General features: G+C 68.7%; 10 protein-coding genes and 1 pseudogene. 3 read left to right on the top strand and 8 right to left on the bottom strand.

The features are described from left to right. Window positions 1-202 precede the first annotated feature (202 nt). Both KHF85_RS05240 and KHF85_RS05235 read right to left on the bottom strand, forming a co-directional pair. Entirely contained in the window at window positions 203-1,093 is an 891-nt protein-coding gene (locus KHF85_RS05240; protein WP_284568767.1) for a DnaJ C-terminal domain-containing protein, read from the bottom strand. A gap of 136 nt (window positions 1,094-1,229) precedes the next feature. After that, window positions 1,230-1,697, bottom strand: a complete 468-nt coding sequence (locus KHF85_RS05235; RefSeq protein ID WP_284568766.1) for an Hsp20/alpha crystallin family protein — start codon at window positions 1,695-1,697, stop codon at window positions 1,230-1,232. A 169-nt stretch (window positions 1,698-1,866) separates the two neighbouring features. On the opposite strand from KHF85_RS05235, the gene KHF85_RS05230 reads away from it, so the two are divergent. Beyond that, window positions 1,867-2,349 carry a peroxiredoxin gene (locus KHF85_RS05230; protein WP_284568765.1) on the top strand — a complete coding sequence of 161 codons (483 nt, stop codon included), beginning with the start codon at window positions 1,867-1,869 and terminating at the stop codon, window positions 2,347-2,349. A 35-nt stretch (window positions 2,350-2,384) separates the two neighbouring features. After that, the gene (locus tag KHF85_RS05225; RefSeq protein WP_053835419.1) at window positions 2,385-2,960 is read left to right on the top strand and encodes a ferritin-like domain-containing protein; all 576 of its coding nucleotides are present in this window, start codon (window positions 2,385-2,387) and stop codon (window positions 2,958-2,960) included. Window positions 2,961-3,162: 202 nt separating this feature from the next. Here KHF85_RS05225 and pbpC read toward each other — a convergent pair whose 3' ends face one another. Together pbpC and KHF85_RS05215 are read right to left on the bottom strand one after the other, a co-directional pair. Continuing rightward, complete coding sequence (gene pbpC / locus KHF85_RS05220) at window positions 3,163-5,613, bottom strand: penicillin-binding protein 1C (RefSeq protein ID WP_284568764.1); 2,451 nt, start codon at window positions 5,611-5,613, stop codon at window positions 3,163-3,165. Between the two features lie 239 nt (window positions 5,614-5,852). Beyond that, window positions 5,853-6,140: pseudogene (locus KHF85_RS05215) on the bottom strand (ATP-binding protein); the annotation flags it as partial. Window positions 6,141-6,619: 479 nt separating this feature from the next. Here KHF85_RS05215 and xopAF point away from each other — a divergent pair. Beyond that, a complete protein-coding gene (gene xopAF, locus KHF85_RS05210; RefSeq protein WP_284568763.1) occupies window positions 6,620-7,474 on the top strand; it encodes a XopAF/AvrXv3 family type III secretion system effector in 855 nt (284 codons plus the stop codon). A gap of 300 nt (window positions 7,475-7,774) precedes the next feature. On the opposite strand, the gene KHF85_RS05205 is transcribed toward xopAF, so the two are convergent. From KHF85_RS05205 to KHF85_RS05190, 4 genes are all read right to left on the bottom strand, one after another. Then, entirely contained in the window at window positions 7,775-8,719 is a 945-nt protein-coding gene (locus tag KHF85_RS05205) for a glycerophosphodiester phosphodiesterase family protein (RefSeq protein WP_284568762.1), read from the bottom strand. Window positions 8,720-8,748: 29 nt separating this feature from the next. Beyond that, entirely contained in the window at window positions 8,749-11,640 is a 2,892-nt protein-coding gene (locus tag KHF85_RS05200; RefSeq protein ID WP_284568761.1) for a TonB-dependent receptor, read from the bottom strand. A 401-nt stretch (window positions 11,641-12,041) separates the two neighbouring features. Next, window positions 12,042-16,994: an alpha-2-macroglobulin family protein gene (locus KHF85_RS05195; RefSeq protein ID WP_284568760.1), complete on the bottom strand. Its 4,953-nt coding sequence runs from the start codon at window positions 16,992-16,994 to the stop codon at window positions 12,042-12,044. A gap of 724 nt (window positions 16,995-17,718) precedes the next feature. Then, on the bottom strand, window positions 17,719-18,768 hold the full coding sequence (locus KHF85_RS05190) for a nucleoside hydrolase (protein WP_284568759.1): 1,050 nt from the start codon (window positions 18,766-18,768) through the stop codon (window positions 17,719-17,721). Window positions 18,769-18,794 lie beyond the last annotated feature (26 nt).

Below are 18,794 nucleotides of genomic sequence, written 5' to 3'. Positions count from 1 at the left end.
TTGATGCAAAAAGGGCCGATTTTTTTAAAAAAAAGCGGCTTTTTTTGCAGCTCCGGCGTAGCTGCTTTTCTGTAGGAGGGGCTTTAGCCCCGACGCCTTACCGGTAACGCGTCGGGGCTAAAGCCCCTCCTACAGAAAAGCAGAAATGCGGCGAACTTGCGAAAATCCCGAGTCCCGAGTCCCGAGTCCCGAGTCCCGCCCCTCAGACCACCTCACCGAACGCCTTGGCCAACCCCCGATACGCCTTGCGCTGCGCCTCGGTTTCCGGGGCCGGCGCCAGCACTTCCAGTTCCACGATCTGGTCGCCCGCCGGGGTGCCCGGCAGGCCCCGGCCGCGCAGGCGCAGCTTGCGCCCGGCATCGGACTCCGGCGGGATCTTCAGTTCCACCGCACCGCCCAGGGTCGGCACGCTGATGCTGGTGCCCAGCGCCGCCTGCCACGGCGTCACCGGCAGGGTGTACAGGATGTTGAGCCCGTCCACCTCGAACTGCGGGTGCGCGGCGTATTCGATCTCCAGCAGCAGGTTGCTGCCGCCGTTGCCCTGCCCGCTCAGCCGAATCACCTGGCCGGGGCGCACGCCCTTGGGGACGCGCACGTCCAGCTGGCGGCCATTGATGGTGATGCGCACGCTGTCGCCGCTGTGCACCGCCTCCAGCGGCACCGCCAGCTTGGCGCGGGTGTCGCCGCGCGGCGCCGCGCCCGGGCCGGGACCGGGACCGGCGCCGCCCTGGCGCGCGCGCTGCTGACGCGCGAACAGGCTCTCGAAGAAATCGCTGAAGCCGCCGCCGGCGCCGCCGTTGCCGAACACTTCCTCGAAGTCGTAGCCCTGCGCGCCGCCGTAGTTGGGCGGGGCCTGGAACTCTTCGCCGGGCCGATAGCCCTGCGCGCGCAGCTGGTCGTAGGCGGCGCGCTTGGGCGGATCGCGCAGCGCCTCGTAGGCCTCGTTGATGGCCTTGAACTTGTCCTCGGCGCCGGCCTCCTTGCTGACGTCGGGATGGTATTTGCGCGCCAGCCGCCGGTAGGCGGTCTTGATCTCGGCGTCGCCCGCGCTGGGCTCCACGCCCAGGGTCGCGTAGTAATCCTTGAATTCCATCCATCACCTCAAAAAGAGTCGGCCCGCCGCCTTGCGGCAACGGGCCGGTTGCATGCTGCGCACCATCGCCCGGCCATTCTACTGGCCGGCCGCGAAGGCGCGGCGACGCCGCGGCGTCGCCGGCGCGTGCGTGCGCTTACTGCACGATCGTGGCCCCGGTGTCGACCTGGATCCGGCGCGGCGTGCTCGCCGGGCGCTTGGGGATGCGCACTTCCAGCACGCCATGGTAGCCGGTGGCGGAAATGTTGTCGGGATCGGCGCTGTCCGGCAGCGCGAAGCGGCGGTGGAAGCTGCCGTAGCGGCGCTCGATGCGCGAGAAGCGCTCGCTTTCGGCGGCGGACTCGTTCTTGCGCTCGCCCCTGATCGACAGGATGCCCTTGTCCATCGACACCTCGATCTCGGACGGGTCGATGCCAGGCAGGTCGGCGTACAGCACGAAACGCTCGGCCTCTTCCTTGATGTCCACGCGCGGCACCCACTGCGCGGTGACGACGGCCGACTCGTCGGTGCCGCCATTGGGGTCGAAGAAGCGGTCGAACACCTGCTTGATCTCGTTCTGGAAGGCGGCCTGGGCCGGCAACGGGCGATAACGGACGATGCTCATCTCGTAGTCTCCTGCAACGTGAATGGGATGAACCCTGACGGGTGGTTCGCGGCGCCGGGCCAGGCCCGCCGCCATGCCTGCCAGATAGGAACCGGCGCGCGCTTTTCAAGGGCCTTGACGCTGCCTTCCCATTCCGATTTCTAGACTCGATTCATCCAAGGAGCCCGACATGCCCATCCAGCCCGGCGAACGCATTCCCGAAGTGGTCCTGCAACGCATCCGCGAGGGCGTGGAACAGGTGGACACGCGCAGCCTGTTCGACGGCCGCAACGCAGTGCTGTTCGCGGTACCCGGCGCGTTCACCCCGACCTGTTCGGAGAAGCACCTGCCCGGCTACGTCGAGCACTTCGAGGAATTCCGCAAGCGCGGCATCGAGGTGTACTGCATGGCGGTCAACGACCCGTTCGTGATGCAGGCCTGGGGCACCAGCCAGCTGGTGCCCGATGGCCTGCAGATGCTGTCCGACGGCAACGGCAAACTGGCCAAGGCGCTGGGCCTGGAAATGGACGCCAGCAGCTACGGCATGGGCGTGCGTGCGCGGCGCTTCGCGCTGTACGCCGAGGACGGCGTGGTGCGTGCGCTGTTCGTCGAGGCGCCGGGCGAATTCAAGGTCTCCGCCGCCGACTACGTGCTGCAGCATCTTCCCGACTGATCTCCCTTCACCCATCACACAGGAACCGGCCAGCCATGTCCAACAAGCCAGCCAACGACGCCAAGCCGCTGCAGCACACCGCCGGCCTCACCGATACCGCCACGCTGCGCGCCAACGCGCGCCAGAGCATCGAAGACGGCGCGATCACCAAGAGCTACAGCGCCGACCGCGAGGCGGTGATCAAGCTGCTCAACGATGCGCTCGCCACCGAATACGTGTGCGTGCTGCGTTACTACCGCCACTACTTCATGGCCTCAGGCATGCTCGCCGACGCGATCAAGGGCGAGTTCCTGGAGCACGCGCAGCAGGAGCAGGAGCATGCGCACAAGCTGGCCGAACGCATCGTGCAGCTGGGCGGCGAGCCGGACCTCAATCCCGACACGCTGACCGCGCGTTCGCACGCCGAGTACAAGGAAGGCGAGGACCTGCGCGACATGGTCAAGGAGAACCTGATCGCCGAGCGCATCGCCATCGACAGCTATCGCGAGATGATCAATTTCATCGGCGACAAGGACACCACCACCAAACGCATCCTGGAGCAGATCCTGGCCCAGGAAGAAGAGCATGCCGACGAGTTTTCCGACCTGCTGGAAGGGTGGATCGGGAAGTAGGTTGCGCGATCGCCCGCATGGACATCCAGCGCCCGGCACCTGCCGGGCGCTTTTTTTGTGGCAACCGCGGCGGGGTTCCCCGCTAAAGCCCGCCCCTCCTGTAGGAGCGGCTTCAGCCGCGACATGAACTTACCGAAGGTACCTGTCGCGGCTGAAGCCGCTCCTACAGGAATCATGAAATTCCCCACGGCCGAAGCAATGCTCAATGCAACACCCGGAATCGCACCTGCGTCCAGGCGCCATTGCTGGCCAGTGCAGTCAGGGTATGGTCGCCAGCATCGGCGAAATCGCGCTGGAAGTTGCGGGCGCCCTCGGTGCGCGCGATCCAGCGCCCATCCAGCAACCAGTCCACCGGCGCGGTGGTGCCTAGCGCACGCACCTGCAGCCGCACGCTGAGGCTGCCCGGCGCGCGCGCCAGCGTGGCGCGGTCGTTGAGTCCTTCGATGCGCAGCACGTCGTTGCCGCCGCGGCCGTCGTCGCGGCAGTCCGGCGCCAGGGCGGGCAGTTGTCCGGCCTGGCGCTCGCTGGCGTGCAGCCATGGGGTCAGCAGCGCCGGCCAGCGCGCGAGTTCGCGCTGTACCGGCGTGTGCGGCCGCGCGCAATCGGGCGACAGGCGCAGGCCGCTGCGCGCATCCAACTGCACCGTGTCGCGGCCGGCGCTCCAGAGCCGCGCGTCGCGCTCGGCGAAGGTCGGCGGCACCGCGCCGTCCAGTGCGTAGGCGGAGAAGCGCCGCTGGCACAGCGCGGGCGGGGTCTGTTCGGCGGCGATGCCCAGCGGCCAGCACACGTCCAGCTGCTGCACGTTGCCCGGCATCGGCCGCGGCGCGTTGTCGCCGCGCGCGCGCGGCAGGCTGTCGATGGTCTCGAACATCAGCGGCAGCGCGGTCACCGCGCCGTACTGGCCGGGCAGCGGCGTCCCGTCGGGGCGCCCGACCCACACGCCGACCGTGTAGCGGCGTGTGCTGCCGATCGCCCAGGCGTCGCGATAGCCATAGCTTGTGCCGGTCTTCCACGCCACCCGCGGGCGCGTGCCGACGTCGAAGGTGCCGATGCCGTAGCCGGGGCGCGGATTGGCCTCGAGGATCTCGCGCACGATCCACGCCGCGCCGGGCGACATCAGCCGCCGGTCGATGATCTTGTCGGTGGCGGTGTAGCGCACGTGCCCGGCGATGCCGTCGCGGTTCAGTGCGGCGAAGGCGCCGACCAGCTGTTCCAGCTGCGCGCCGGTGCCGCCGAGGATCAAGGCCAGATTCGGGGTACTGCCGCGCGGAAACTTCAGGCCGATGCCGGCATTGTTCAGGCGTGCGGCGAAACGCGCCGGCCCGACCCGATCGAGCAGGTCCACCGCCGGCACGTTCAGCGACAGGCGCAAGGCGCTGGCGGCGCCGACCGGGCCGTTGAAGGCTTCGTCGAAGTTGCCCGGACGGTAGTCGCCGAAACTCTGCGGCGCATCCACCAGCAGGCTTTCGGAATGGATCAGGCCGTCGTCCAGGGCCATGCCGTACAGGAACGGCTTGAGCGTGGAGCCGGGCGAGCGCCAGGCCTGCACCATGTCCACGTCGCCGAGCCGCTTGCGGTCGCCGAACGTCACCGAGCCGATGTAGGCGCGCGCCTGCAGGTCGCGGTTGTCCACCACCAGCAACGCCGCGGAGGTGCGCTCGGGCAGCTGCGAGAAATACGCGCTGACCCGATCCTCCAGGGTGCGCTGCAGGTCGGCGTCGAGGGTGGAGACGATGTGCGCGGCGCGCGGCGATTGCCGGCGCAGGCGTTCGGCCAGCAGCGCGGCATGCATCGGCGCCTGCAGCGAACGCGCCACCACCGGCTCGATGCGCGCGTCGTCGACCTGCGCACGCGGCCACACCTGCAGTTCGACCATGCGCTCGAGCACCTTGTCGCGCGCGGCGCGCGCGGCTTGCGGATGCCGGTCCGGACGCAGCCGGCTCGGCGCCTGCGGCAGCACCGCCAGCAGCGCCGCTTCGGCCTGCGACAGGCGCGCGGCCGGTTTACCCAGGTAAGCCCAGCTCGCCGCGTCCACGCCCTCGATGGTGCCGCCGTAGGGCGCGCGCTCCAGGTACAGCTGCAGGATCTGGCGCTTGCTCAGGTGCGCTTCCAGCTGCAGTGCGCGCAGCAGCTGCTGCAGCTTGCCCAGCGGCGTGCGCGTGCTGACGTCGTCCGGCATCAGGATCCGCGCCACCTGCATGGTCAGGGTGGAACCGCCGGACACGATGCGGCGCGAAAACAGCCACTGCTTGCCGGCGCGCAGCAGCGCCCACGGATTGACCCCGGGGTGATGCCAGAACCAGCGGTCCTCGTAGTTCAGCAGCGCCTGCAGGTACAGCGGCGACACGCTCTGCGGCGTGGCCGGGTAGCGCCACACGCCGTTGCCGTCGGCAAAGGCGCGCAGCGGGGTGCCGTCGGCGGCCACCACCAGGGTGGAGGTGTCGCGCGATTTCGGCAGCGGCAGCGGGAACGCCAGGTCCAGCAGCAACAGTGTGGCCAGCAGCGCCGCCGTGCCCCAGCGCAGCAGGCGCCACTGCGGCATGCCCCAACGCCATCGGCGCCCATGCAGTCGGCACCGCAACCTGGGCAGCAGGCGCGTCCAGCGCCCGCTGCGCCGCGCGGTGCGCGTGGCGGCGGTCTCGTCCTGCGACATGCATGCTCCCGATCGAAGCGGCTATTTTGCCTGCTGCAGCGGCTGCGTGGCGAAGCGGCGCGCGTCCTTCTTCGAGGCAGCGCGCTTGTGGGAGGGACTGAGATGGCGTCGGTCCATCGGTCGCGACGGGTTTTATCGGTCAGGCCCGTCGCGGCTGAAGCCGCTCCTGCAACACGCTTCGACTGTCGAAGGCCATCCGCACGGCCGATCTGGCGCGTTGCCAAAGAAATTCGGCCGCGTCATGCCTCGTTGCCGTCCGCCGCCAGCGGCAGGCGCAGCGCGGCCACGCTGCCGGCGGCATCCGCGCGCGCCTCAAGGCTCAGGCTACCGCCTTGCGCCTCCAGGATCTGCCGCGACAGTACCAGGCCGATGCCCGAGCCGCCCGGCTTGGTGGTGAAGAACGGCACGAACAGGTTGTCGCTGGGCGGCAGCCCTGCGCCGCCCTCGCGGATCTCGATCAGCGCAGCAGCGCCATCGCGACGGGCGTGCAGGGCCACCGGCGCGGTGCCGCCGGATTCCAGCGCGTGCGGACGATCGGCGACCGATTACGGACAGTTGCGTGGCGAGCCGCGCACGCTCAGCAGCAGCGCGGCGCTGCCCGGCGGATTGAGCATGATCCGGCCCTTGGCCGCGGCCAGCATCTGCATGCAAGCGGCTATTGGGCTCTGCGTGTTGCTGCATCCGCCGCGGTACGCGCGCAGCGGCCGCGCCCGCCTGGCCGCTGCGCCGTCGTTTGGTTGGCCGCTGCAAACCCCGTCGCGACGCGCGGCAGGGGCATGGCAGCCGGCGGACGCCAAATGCAACGCCGTGCCGGCCCCACTGACCCACAAGGCGTGGCAGCGACGATCAGCAGTAGGGCAAGCAGGCACAGCTCGATCTTTGGTTGCTGTTTCCGATGCCTGGCGCCCTTCGCGAAACTACACAGGAATTCTGAATCTCCGGACATCGAGACATGTGACGCACTATCGTCTACGCCTCCCCAAAAAACCTGCCTACGAGACCGGCCATGGGAAACTGCTATTCGGGCACGTCCAGAACGCACAGCGGCAGGTACGCCGCGAACTACTCTCCTTACCCGGAGTACGCCTCTCCGTCGCCTTCGACGGAACATTTGCCGGCGTCGCCTCCGCTGATGGAGCCAGCGGCGTCGGAAGGCCTGGACCGCGCCCCCCGCAAGGTGTCGCACCATCGCCTGGATCGCGAAGGCGAGTGCCTGACCATGGTGTCGGCCGATGCCTATCAGGCGGCGCGACGGCGTAAGCACACTGCGATCAAAGACCGGGAGCCTACGGTGTATCCCTGCATTCTGGTCGGCGATGCCGATGCCGATGCAGCACAACCTGGCACGATCGAGATCAACAGCGCCACCGTTGTGAAAGTGGCGGGCTTCAACTACCTGGTCCGCAACGACGCCAGCATCAGCCACCTCTACAGCACGGGAACAAGCAAGCCCAACACGCCGGTTGTGACCGATGATATGGGTTCGTGCATCGCGGTCGCCTGCGCTGCGGAAAAGATCGACCGCCGCACTGGCGCTTGCCTGCCAGGGGCGAAGGCGCGCGTCTTTCATTTGCTTCCGTTCGCACGGCAGGAGATGGCGCAGGAGGTGATGGCATCGCTGCGGCGCTATGTGGAGAGCACCCAGCAGCAAGACTTGACGCTGCGAGTCGCCATGCATGGCGGCGAACGTGATAACGCCGCTTCGATAGCCACGGCAAAACAGCTGCGCACGCTATTCCAGGAAGCGCGCATCCCGGTGGAATTGGATCAAACCTGCGAAAAACGCACAGACAACACGCCATTGGGCGCCGTCATCCTGGAAGATCATTCAGTGCAGTTCTTCACGCATATCGTGGCCTGATGCGTAGCGCAGTGAGGCAGCTTGCGGGCAACCTTGCGGATGGGCCGAACCACCAAGGTCGCATGAAAAAAGCAGGAAACGCGAGAGCCGAAACCGGCAAGTGGCACCGGCAACACCGCAGGACACTTGCCGGCTAGCGGCTAGCGGCGCCGACGATGCCAGAAGCAACGGCACGGCGACGTCGCGGTCCGCATGGCGTTGCACGACAACACGTACGCATCGCCCCGGCCTGGCGCGATCGCCGTATCCGCAAGCGGAAAACGGCGATCGATACGCACAGGTGTGTGGCGAGCCGCGCGCTCAGCGCTTCTCGAGCGAGGCGCGGTAGCGCAGCAGGGCTTCGGGTTCGTCGGTCTGGAACGCGCTGATCCCGGCGCGGTGCAGACGCCCCCACACCGCATCCGGATCGCGCAACGCATCGGCGTCGCCGCCATAGCCGACCACGAAACCATCCCACAGCGTGTTGACCAGCAGCCGCACGTGCTGCTTGCTGGCCAGCGCGGCTATCGGCGGCAGTTGCTCGGCGCGCATCCGCGGCAGTTCGATCGCGACCGGACGCACCTTGCCGCCGGTCTGGGTGCGTACGGTCTGCAGCAGGTCGTCGCTGCCCGGCGGATTGAGCAGTATCGGGGTGAAGTTCACCTGGTCGAACGGCGGCAGCGACGCCAGCGGCTGGCTGTGCACGCCGACTTCGGTCTTGAGCACCACCTGGCGTTGCATGCCCGCGCGCCGCACTGCGTCGGCCACCTCGGCGTAGATCGGCGCCTTGACGTCGAGATTGAGCATGATCCGGCCCTTGGCCGCGGCCAGCATCTGCTCCAGGGTCACCGGATGCTGGTCGGTGAGCGGCGCATCGGCGCCGCCCTCGTCGTCGCGCAGGCGCAACCGCGACAGCTGCGCCCAGGTCATGTCGGCGACCTTGCCGCTGCCGTCGGTGGTGCGTTCGACGGTGGCGTCGTGGAACATCACCAGGGTGCCATCGGCAGCGCGGCGGATGTCGGTTTCCAGCATGTCCACGCCCAGCGCCACGCAGCGCTCCAGGCCGGACAGCGAGTTCTCCGGCGCGTGGCCGGAGAAACCATGCTCGGGCGCCGGATTGTGGCAGCCGCGATGGGCGACGACGAAGATGCCGCCGGCGGGATCGGCCAGGCGGGCCTGGCTGGCGGCACTGCCGGCGGGGGCTGCAGCGGCGGGACCGGCGAGGGCGCTGCCCAGCAACAGCAGCGGTAACAGGGAAGATTTCATGGCAGTGGCAATCCGGAGGTGCGAAAGGTTCAAAGGGAAGGCGTGAAACGGATGCCGAACCAGTACGTGGTCGGCACCGAGTAGGTGTCCTTCAACAGGTTCTCGCCCGGTCCGGTCACGCTGGTGATGCGGCTATGGGTGACGTTGCTGACCTGGCCGACCACGCTGACCTGCTTGTTGATCGCATAGGTCGCCGACAGATCCAGCTGCGAGCGCGGCGACCAGTACAGGTCCTGCCAGTCGATGTTGCTGACGATGGCGCGCAGCGCCTTGCCCTGGCGGTTGTAGGCAGCGCGCAGTTCCAGCCCGCCGATGGTGTAGAACAGCGAGGCGTTGGCGGTGTAGCCGGGCTGGCCGACCAGGCGATCGACGCTGCGCTCGCGCTGGCTCACGTTCGGCGCGCTGCCGACGCTGTACGGCACGTCCATGCCGCCGTCGAGCAAGGCCAGGTTGGCGCTGGCGCCCAGCCCGGACAGCGCCGGCACGCCGGGCAGCAAGGTATTGAGCACCGCGCTCAGTTCCAGGCCGCGGATATGCGCCTTGGAGGCATTGGCCGGGGTGCTGATCAACACGTTCGAATAGGTGGTGCCGTTGTAGCTGAACTGGTCGGTGCGCGACAGGGTGAAGATCTCGTCCTGGATGCGCTTGTTGAACACCGCCGCGGCCAGCATGCCGTCGAAGTCGTCGGGCAGGCGCCATTCCAGCGACAGGTCCAGGTTGGTCGACACGCGCGGCTTGATGTCTGGATTGCCCACGGTCACGGTCACGCCCTGCGCGTTGGGGTTGCCCATATCGGTGGTGTTGACGAAGCCGATCGAGGTACGCGCGGCGTAGGCGTCGTACGGCGGGCGGCCGAGCGTGCGGCTGGCGCCGGCGCGCAGGTCGAGGCGATCGCTGAGGTGGTAGGTCATGATCGCCGACGGCAACAGGTTGGCGTAGTGCGAATCGGTCGGCGCATCGACGTAGACGTATTTGCCGCTGGCCGTATCCAACTGGCGCTGGCGGCCGATGGTGGACTGGTCGGTGTTGTCGTAGTGCAGGCCGGCCTCCACGTTGAACGCCTCGGCACGGTAGCTGACCAGGCCGTAGGCACCGAAGATATTTTCGGTATGGCTGAAGTTGTCCTGGTTGCTGAAGGCCGACTGGTCGGTGCTGTTGAACGCACTGCGCGGCGTGGACTGCAGCACGCGCCGCGCCTTGGCCGGATCGATGGTGATCAGGTTCAGGCCGAGATAGCGCAGCGGCGCGTTCGACGGCGCCAGCACGTCGGCGATGTTCAACGCCGGCGCGCTCCTGTTGGGCTGGTATTCGTCGCGGTAGATGTTGAACGACGGCTTGTCGGTGGTGTACGACAGGCCGGCGCCGAAGCCCAGGCCGAGGTCTTGCTCGCCCTGATTGAAGCCGTAGTCCAGGCGCCCGGTGAGGATCCGGTCGCGCGCGCTGCGCTTGTAGTCCGGGCGCCAGTACAACAGGCTGTAGTTGTCGTAGTCGTAGTACGCCTGCGGCGCCACCGGGAAGCGCTGGTTCAGCGCCGAGGTGTCGTAGTTGAAGGCGTAGTTGGCGGTGGGATTGACGGTGACGCCGGGGCCCGTCTGGCCGACCGGGACCGGCGCCGGGCGCGACGCGCCGGTGACGTACTTGAACATCTGGATCGGTTCGTCGTAGGTTGCATCCGACCACGATCCGCGCGCGGACAGCACCTGGTGGTCGTCCGGGCGCCACTCCATGCCGGCCTGGCCGAGCTTGGTGCGGGTGGTGGTGACCTGGTTGGAATAGCCGACCTCGATGTCGCCGGCCGGATAGCTGCCGGAGGTCGCGGTCTGGTTGGCGACGCGGTTGCGGTTGCGCGGATCGATCAGCAGTTCGTTGCGCTGCATGTCGTCCTTGAAATAGTAGTAGCCCGCGGTGACGTAGGCCTGCAGGTCGGCGCTGGGGTGCGCTTCGAACTTGCCGGTCAGGCCGTAGCGGTCGCGCTTGTCCATCACGTACCAGTACTTGTCCTGCTGCGGCACTGCCCAGCCGTTGCCGAGGTTGCTGCCGCTCTGCAGCACGCCGTTGCCGTCGTAGAACCCGTAGTGCACCGTGTCGGTGGTCATGTGGGTTTCGGTGTAGCTGCTCAGCGTCTGGTAGTTGCCCGACAGGGTCAGGCCGTACTGCCGGTCGCTGCCGAAGGTGGTGCTGCCGGTGGCGCCGAGGCGGTAGCCGGGATCGTCCTGGTCGCGCGGCTTGCCGACGTCGTTGGCATGGCCCAGCGAGGCTTCGCTGGTGAAGAACGGCTTGCCGCCGTTCTCGAACGCGCTGCGCGTGCGCAGGTTGATCGCGCCGCCCGTGGCGTTGGGATCCAGGTCGGGGGTGAAGGTCTTGACCACCTGCAGTTCGCTGACCATCGAGGCCGGCAGGATGTCCAGGCGCACGCCGCGAGTGATCGAGCCGAGCGTGCCGTTCGGCGTGCCCGGCGAGGCCACGGTCAGGCCGTCGATGGTGACGTTGTTGTAGGACGGGCCGAGGCCGCGCAGCACCGGCGTGGCGGCCTCGTCGCGCGGGTGCTCGTTGTCGGTCGCTGGCAGCACCGACAGGCCAGGAATACGGCGCAGCGCTTCGACGATGGTGGTGTCCGGCAGCGCGCGCACGTCGGTGGAACTGATCACGTCGGTGATGTTGGTCGCCGCGCGCTTGCTCTCCATCGCCGCGGCATTGGCCTTGCGCACGCCGGTGACGACCACGCTGTCCAGGGTCTTGGGCGCGCCGGCATCGCCGGCCGGGGCAGCGCCGGCATCGGTATCGCCGGCGTCCGCCGGGGCAGCAGGTGCCGGCATCGGCTTGGCCGCCTGCTGCGCAAGGGCGGCCTGGCAACTGGCAGCGAGCATGCAGACCAGCAAGGCGCGCTGGTGGCGGGAGTGGCGGCTAGGCAATTGCGTCATTTCATGGTCCCTGGAAAAGCTTCAAAAATGAAATTAATAACTTAAAAGTAGTTAATTTTATCCAGCGGTCCATGACAAACCCATGTCAGTGCGTGGGGGTGTGCGCGACGCCGCGTTCGCTCCAAGTCCGGCATTGACTACCGCCGCGTTTGCAGCAGCGCGGGCGAGAGGGCGATGCGCCGCTGCGCTGCCCAGGCGCGGCGATGGCCGGCGCCGCAGCGAGACGGCCGCTGTCTGGCCATCGAACGGGTGCGGCGGACCGTGCTTCCGCCCAAAACAGACGATAGGGCCGCCAGGGCCCTATCGTTCCATGCATTGCTTGCGGCCGGATCCGCTACGGCCTGTCCTCACTCCGCGAGCAGGCCGACCGGTTGGGCCTGCTCGGGAAGCGATGCCACGCCTTAAGGCTGCACGACGCTGATCGTGCCCGGGGTGCTGCGTCCCACCCCGCGCAGGTCGGGACGGTACATGTCCTCGACCAGCGGCGGCGGCACCGTGTAGGTACCCGGCGTCACCGCACGCACCAGGTAGAACACCTGCGCCTTGCCGCCCTGCGCCAGGCTCAGCGCGGCCACGTAGCGGTCGTCGCGGAACTCCTCGTGCTTGACGTCGGCGGCGTTGGAACGGTCGCTGATCTCGATACCGTCCACCACCACGTCGGCCCACTGCTTGGCATCGCCCAGGTTGAAGTTCTCGATCTCCAGGCCGGCCGGCAGCAGGTCGGTCAGCAGCGCGTCGGGCATGCCCACGTTGGAGGTGATGGTGACGCGCACGATCAGCGCCTCGCCTTCCTTCAGCGGCCGCGGCGTCCACTGCTCGCCGTCGGTGCTGTACCACTCGCGTTCCACCTTCAACGTGCTCTCGTCCACCTCCGGCGCCTTGCGCGGGATGCCGGCGATTTCCAGGCTGGCGTACAGCGGCGCCTCGCCCTGCGGCACGAAGCTGACCCCGCGCGCCAGCTCGGCCTCGCCGAACTGGCGGCCGAACGCCTTGGCCGCGGGGATCGCCTCGTTGCCGTCGCCGATCGCCAGCTGGCCGGACACCAGCTTGCTCTGGTTGGCCAGCAGCGCCTTGCCCATCCGCGCCAGCGCCACCTGCTCCTGGGTGCTCAGCCACAGCCAGCCGCCGCGGCGGCGCGCGTCGATTTCGCGGCCCAGCGCCACCGCGCGCGCGTCGTACTCGGGCTTGGCCAGGCCGCGCTCGTGCAGCAGCGCGATCATCAGCGCGTCGTCGCGGATCACGCTGCCGTAGTCGCCGAAATACTGCGGACGGTCGGCGCTGTCCTTGGCGAAGCCGGCCGCGATCGCCGCTTCGCCGCGCTTCTTGTCGCCCTGCAGCGACAGCGCCACGCCCAGGTGCACCAGCGACAGGCCGGTCAGCGCCTTGCCGCGGTCGTTGTCGTACAGCGCGCGCAACGTGCCCAGCGGGGCGCGGTTGACCCGCGCCAGCACATAGCCCGACCACGCCTGGTTGGCGAACTTCAGGTTCTCGCGGCGGTCCTGGCCGTAGAAGTTGTTGCCGCCGGACAGCAGGTCCTCGCTGAGCCGGTTGAGCGCCTTCTGCAGCACGTTGTCGGGCACCGCGAAGCCGGCGTCCTTGGCGTCGAGCAGGAACTCGGCGATGTACGGGGTCAGGCCCGGATTGACGTAGCCGTCGTCGCCCCACATCGAGAAGTGGCCGCTGGAGATCTGCATCGAGGCCAGCCGGCCGAACGCGCCTTCCATGCGCGCGCGGCGGCTGGCCGCATCCAGGCCCTTGGCGCCGAGCAGCCTGGCGGTGGCGTCGTCGAGCAGCAACGCGGCGTAGCCCTTGCTGGTGGTCTGCTCGGCGCAGCCGTACGGGTAGTCCAGCGCGCCCTGCAGCGCGCTGGCGAACGGGACCGGCGGCAGCGCGCTGACCAGCATGCGCGCGTTGACCGAGCCGGCCATCAGGCCTTCGGCATCGGCCATGCCCAGCGTCACCGGCGCCAACCCGCCGGTAGCGGACGTGTCCAGCACGCGGGTCTGCGCGCGCAGCACCGACGGCCACGCCGCGCGTACCGGCAGATCGTAGCGGCGGTCCACGCTGAAGCCGTTGCCGTCCACCCGCACCCGCACCTTGGCCACGGTGTAGCCCTCCTGCGCCACCAGCGGGAAACTGAGCGTGGCCTTGCCGTCCTTGCCGAGCTTGGCGCTGCGCGCACTCTCGGCGATCGCCAGCGGGCCTTCGCCGTCCACCCGCACCTTGAACTCGCCCGCCTGCCCGGTGAAGTTCTGCACGTCCAGGGTGACCGTGCTGCGGTCGCCCGGCGCCAGCACCCGCGGCATGCTGGCCTCGGCCACGATCGGCGCGCGCACCAGCGTCTCCACGTCGCGATTGCCGTAGCGCTCGTCCGCATACACCAGTGCCGAGACCCGCAGCGTGCCGTTGAAGTCCGGCACCGGCAGTTGCACCCGCGCATTGCCCTTGGCGTCGAGCTTCACCGAGCCGGAGAACAGGTCCACGGTCTGCACCCGCGCGGTCGGGCGCTTGGCCTGCGGCAACGCCGCCAAGGCCATGTCGCCGCCGAAGCGCAGCTTGCCGGTGCCGCCCTCGAAGCTCTCGATCACACGGCCGTAGATGTCGTAGGCGTCCACGCCCAGGCGCCGCTGCGCGAAGAACTGCGCGTTGGCGTCGGGCACCGGGAAGCGGGTGATGTTGAGGATGCCCACGTCCACCGCGGAGATGGTCACGTGCGCCTGCTTGCCGGCCAGTTCCGGCACGCTGACCGTCACCGGCAGCGGCTGCTCCGGGCGCATCTGCTTGGGCGCGACCAGGCCCACCGCCACGCGCCGGCTCTTGCGTTCCATCGGCACGAAGGCCACGCCGACCGCGCGCGCCGGGGTGATCTTGCTCGGCGCCGAACCGCCGCGGAACACCAGCGCGGTGACGTAGACGTCGTGGCGCTCCCAGTCCTTGGTCACCGGGATTTCGAAGCTGCTGCCCGGCTTCACGTCGATGTCCTGCACGTACAGCATCCTGTCGCTCTCGACCATCAGCACGCCGGGTCCGGCGTGCGGCGGGGTCAGGGTGACCTTGAGCGTGTCGCCCGCCTTGTAGCCGGTCTTGTCCAGCGCCAGCTTGACCTTGTCCGGGCGCGCGTCCAGGCCGCGGTTCTCGTCGTTCCAGCTCCAGCCGGCGCGGAACGGATAGCGCGTGGTCAGGCCGGTGGACGGATCGAACACGTCCACGCGGTACTCGCCCCACTCCACCGGGAAATCGAACTTGGCCGCGCCGCTGCCGGCATCGACGGTGATGCTCTGCTTGTTCTCGAAGCGGCGGGTGAAGTCGTAGTCCCAGCGGTTGTCTGTGAACGCCCAGTGGTAGTCGCGCAGCTCGCGCACCAGGGTCACCTTCAACCCCTTGGCCGGCTGCGGCTTGCCCTGCGCATCCACCCGCATCAGCTCGAAGCGCGCGTTGGCGTTGGAATCCGCGCCGTCCTTGTCGTCGAACAGCGGGCGTACCCCGACCAGCGCCGGCGCCGGCCACAGCACGCGCTTGAGCGTGCGGGTGACGGTGCGGCCGCCGGTCTCGTACACGCTGGCCGAGACCAGCGCGGCGATGGTGCTGGTCGGCTTGGCTTCGTCCGGCAACGCCAGGTCCTCGGCGAGCTTGCCGTCGGCGCCGAACGCGGTATCGATCACGTCCTTGGCTTCGCGCGGCAGCTGCAGCGTCGGGTCGCCGAAGAAATAGCCGGGCAGCGCCTCGACCGGATGCTGCTCGACCGCCACCGCCAGCTTGGCGGTGAAGCGGTTGCCGTCGGCCGGCGCGCCGTACAGATAGGCGGCGGTGGCCTGCAGCTTGAACGGCTCGCCCGGCTTGAGCGTCTTCTGCGCGCTGTCCAGGTCCAGCTTCATGCGCTCGGGCAGGAACTCCTCGATGCGCAGGGTCATGCCCTGCACCGCTTCCTTGCTGGACGGGTCGGTGCGGAACTCCACCTGCCAGCGCCCGGTCGGCGCATCGGCGGGAATCAGCTGTTCGAAGCTGAAATAGCCCTGCTCGCCCGGCTGCAGGCGGGTCTCGCGGAAGATCTTGCCGTCGGGCTGCTTCAGCCTCAGGAACACCGGCTGCGCGCCCTTGCCGCTGGTCGCCACCGGCTTGCCGTCGTTGTCGCGCAGCAGCGCCGACACGCGCACCGTCTCGCCGGGGCGGTACAGGTCGCGGCCGGACCAGGCGAACACGTCGAACCAGGCGTTCTCGCGCCCGGCCACCGCGAACTCGCTCAGGTCCAGCGCCGGCTGGTTGAACGGCAGCATCGACAGGTCGGTGCCGCTGCGCGCCACCAGCACCTGGCCGGCGTCGAGCGTGTAGTTCAGCAGCGCGTTGCCGTTGGCGTCGGTCTCGCCTTTCAGGAACAGCTCACCCTGGGCGTCGAGGACGCGCAGTTCCACTTTCTTCAACGGCTCCCCGCTCTGCAGCGAGGCGGTGTGCACGAACAGCTTGTCCTTGTAAGCGCGCGCGTGCAGGCCGATGTCGCTGACGGTGAAGAACGCGGTGTCGTATTCGTTCTCGAACCGGCCCGGGCGCTTCATCACCGCGAAGTACAGGCCCGGCGCCTGCAGCTCCTTGATGTCCTGGATCGGCAGATAGGTCAGCGCGCGCTCGTTCTTGTCGCCGCCGAGCACGAAGCGGTTGACGTAAACCGACTCGGCCAGCTGCGAAATCGGGGTGTGGTCGCTGTAGTCGCTGTCCATCTCCCAGCTGCCGCGGCGGCCGCCGCGCTGGTACTGGGCGAAGAACGCCGGCAGCGCGCCTTCCTCGACCCGCATGAACTCCACGTCCACTTCCGGCACGTTGAGCGACACCACCGGCAGGCCGCGGCTCTCGCGCGCCGGCAGCACGCTGCCCTGCGAGGCGAAGCCGACCGCCGGCTCCAGTTCGCCGGTGTAGACCTTCTGCTTGAGTGGCTTGCCCAGGCGGCTGCCGTCGGCGGCGAGCAGGTCGGCGGAGATCAGCACGGTGTAGTCCTTGGCTGCCTCAACGTACGGATAGCGCAGGGTCTTGCCGTCGTCGGACAGCGACCAGGCGCTCTCGTCGGTGCCGACTTTCTGTTCGAAGCGCAGCAGCTTGTCGAAATCCTGGGTGCCGACCAGCGGCCGCGAGAACTCCAGCGCCAGCGACAGCCCGTCGCGCTTCTGGTCGGGATAGGCGCGGACCAGGCCGAAGCCCTTCATCGCTTCCTTCTGGCCCTTCACCGGCTCGCCGCTGGCATCGGGCAACTGCCCGGATTCGTTACGCTTGCAGCCGCCCAGCGCCAGCGCCAGGCCCAGCAGCAGGAAGGTGCTCAACAGCCCCGCGCGCACGAGGCGCCACTGCCGCTTCGAATCCGTGTGCATACGTTCGCTCCGTGAATGTAGCGCGAGTATAGAACGCGGAGGCGACCGCCGCAGGCGCGGAATCGAGAGTGCGCACCCGGCGTTTGCCGGCGCCTGGCAGGGCGGCCGGGGACGGCGGCGGGCGGGCGCGCCGGACCGTGCAGGCGCCGATGTCTGCGCGCCGGTTGCGGGCGTATGGCGGCGCACACCGCTCGCCCCCACCCCGGCTGACCTGCGATCGTCGTCGCCGAACATCGCCGTGGAAGCCGCCGAAGAGGCAACGGGGTGCAGCCAGGCTGGATGCAGTCGGGACTGAAGTCCCTCCCACAGTGCACCCGGCTGGATGGCCGCGGGTCCCTGTAGGAGCAACTTCAGCCGCGACGCACGGAGCCTGGAATCGCGACGGTTTCGGTAATCGGTCGGGACTGAAGTCCCTCCTACAGTGCACCCGGCTGGATGGCCGCGGGTCCCTGTAGGAGCGGCTTCAGCCGCGACGAGCGAAGCCTGGAACCGCGACGGTTCGGTGATCGGTCGGGACTGAAGTCCCTCCTACAGTGCACCCGGCTGGATGGCCGTAAGTCCCTGTAGGAGCGGCTTCAGCCGCGACGCGCGAAGCCTGGAATCGCGACGGTTTCGGTAATCGGTCGGGACTGAAGTCCCTCCTACAGTGCCCACGGCTGGATGGCCGCAAGTCCCTGTAGGCGGCTTCAGCCGCGACGAGCGAAGCGGCGGACTCGCCGTCGCCTCAATGCAACAAGCGCCGCATGTACAGCGCGATCAGCCGCGGCCGGTCCAGCGCCAAGCAGACCTGGACGTTGGCGCCGCCCCCCGCGGCGTGGCCGTCTGCAGCGGGGTCACCGGCAACGCCGCCAGACGGCACTTCCCGCGTGTACCCCTGGTCGTCGACCGCGATGCGCACTGGCACGGTCGGGCACAGGCCCGGATCCAGCAGCTGCGCCACCGGCACCACGTCGAACAGGGTCGGGGTGGCGCTGGCCCAGGGCTGGTCGGTGTCGCGCCACTGGTAGTAGAGCTGGGTCAGCGCATCGGTCAGCGGATCGCCATGTGCGAACAGCGCCACCCGCTCCGGTTCCTCCAGGGTTACCTGGGTCGCGTCCAGCGGCAGCATCACGATCGGCACGCCGGCGCCGAACACGCGCTGCGCGGCGCCGATGTCGGAGACGATGTTGTACTCGGGCGCCGGCGGGTTCGCCGGCCGGTAGCGCGACTTGCCGTAGCCGGCACGCACAGAGCCGCCCATCAACACCACCTGCCTGAGCTGGGCGAAGCCTTGCGGGTCGCGCTGCAACGCGCGCGCCGCGTCGGTCAGCGGGCCGAGCACCAGCAAGGTGACCTGCCCGGGATGGCGCCGCGCCTGCGCCAGAATGAAATCCGCCGCGTCCGGCGCCTTGTGCGGCAGCGTGCCCTGCGCCGCCCAGCGCGCCTGGCTGAAGGGGATGCTGCTGGTGGTGGCGTGGCCGATCGCCAGCGGAATCGCGCTGCGCCCGGCCTGCTGCAACAGCCGCTGCAACAACTGCGCGCGCAGCGCGGTGTCGCCCCAGGCCGAGGCGATGCCGAGCACCTCCAGTTCCGGGCTGCGCAGCAGCAGCGCCAGCGCGAACGCATCGTCGATGTCGTCGCCGATGTCGGTGGACACCACCACCTTCTGCACAGGCGCTGCGGACAGCAGCGTGTGCTGCGCCGGCGCCGCGGCCACCCCACGCTCCGCTGCCGCTGCAGCAATCGGCGCCATGCCCAGCAGCGCCAACGCCACCCACCGTTTCAGACGACGCATGCGCGCCTCCCATAAAAAGAACCGCC

Origin of the sequence: Xanthomonas graminis pv. graminis, from assembly GCF_030168915.1 — a bacterium.
GTDB classification, from domain to species: Bacteria; Pseudomonadota; Gammaproteobacteria; order Xanthomonadales; family Xanthomonadaceae; genus Xanthomonas_A; species Xanthomonas_A translucens.
The sequence above is the reverse complement of the archived record's forward strand: the minus strand, read 5'-3'. Positions and strand labels throughout refer to the sequence as shown.

Bases quoted from the DNA above. Each gene is read 5' to 3' on its own strand.
- KHF85_RS05240 (WP_284568767.1), bottom strand. From the start codon at position 1,093: ATGGAATTCAAGGATTACTACGCGACCCTGGGCGTGGAGCCCAGCGCG.
- KHF85_RS05235 (WP_284568766.1), bottom strand. From the start codon at position 1,697: ATGAGCATCGTCCGTTATCGCCCGTTGCCGGCCCAGGCCGCCTTCCAG.
- KHF85_RS05230 (WP_284568765.1), top strand. From the start codon at position 1,867: ATGCCCATCCAGCCCGGCGAACGCATTCCCGAAGTGGTCCTGCAACGC.
- KHF85_RS05225 (WP_053835419.1), top strand. From the start codon at position 2,385: ATGTCCAACAAGCCAGCCAACGACGCCAAGCCGCTGCAGCACACCGCC.
- pbpC (WP_284568764.1), bottom strand. From the start codon at position 5,613: ATGTCGCAGGACGAGACCGCCGCCACGCGCACCGCGCGGCGCAGCGGG.
- xopAF (WP_284568763.1), top strand. From the start codon at position 6,620: ATGGGAAACTGCTATTCGGGCACGTCCAGAACGCACAGCGGCAGGTAC.
- KHF85_RS05205 (WP_284568762.1), bottom strand. From the start codon at position 8,719: ATGAAATCTTCCCTGTTACCGCTGCTGTTGCTGGGCAGCGCCCTCGCC.
- KHF85_RS05200 (WP_284568761.1), bottom strand. From the start codon at position 11,640: ATGACGCAATTGCCTAGCCGCCACTCCCGCCACCAGCGCGCCTTGCTG.
- KHF85_RS05195 (WP_284568760.1), bottom strand. From the start codon at position 16,994: ATGCACACGGATTCGAAGCGGCAGTGGCGCCTCGTGCGCGCGGGGCTG.
- KHF85_RS05190 (WP_284568759.1), bottom strand. From the start codon at position 18,768: ATGCGTCGTCTGAAACGGTGGGTGGCGTTGGCGCTGCTGGGCATGGCG.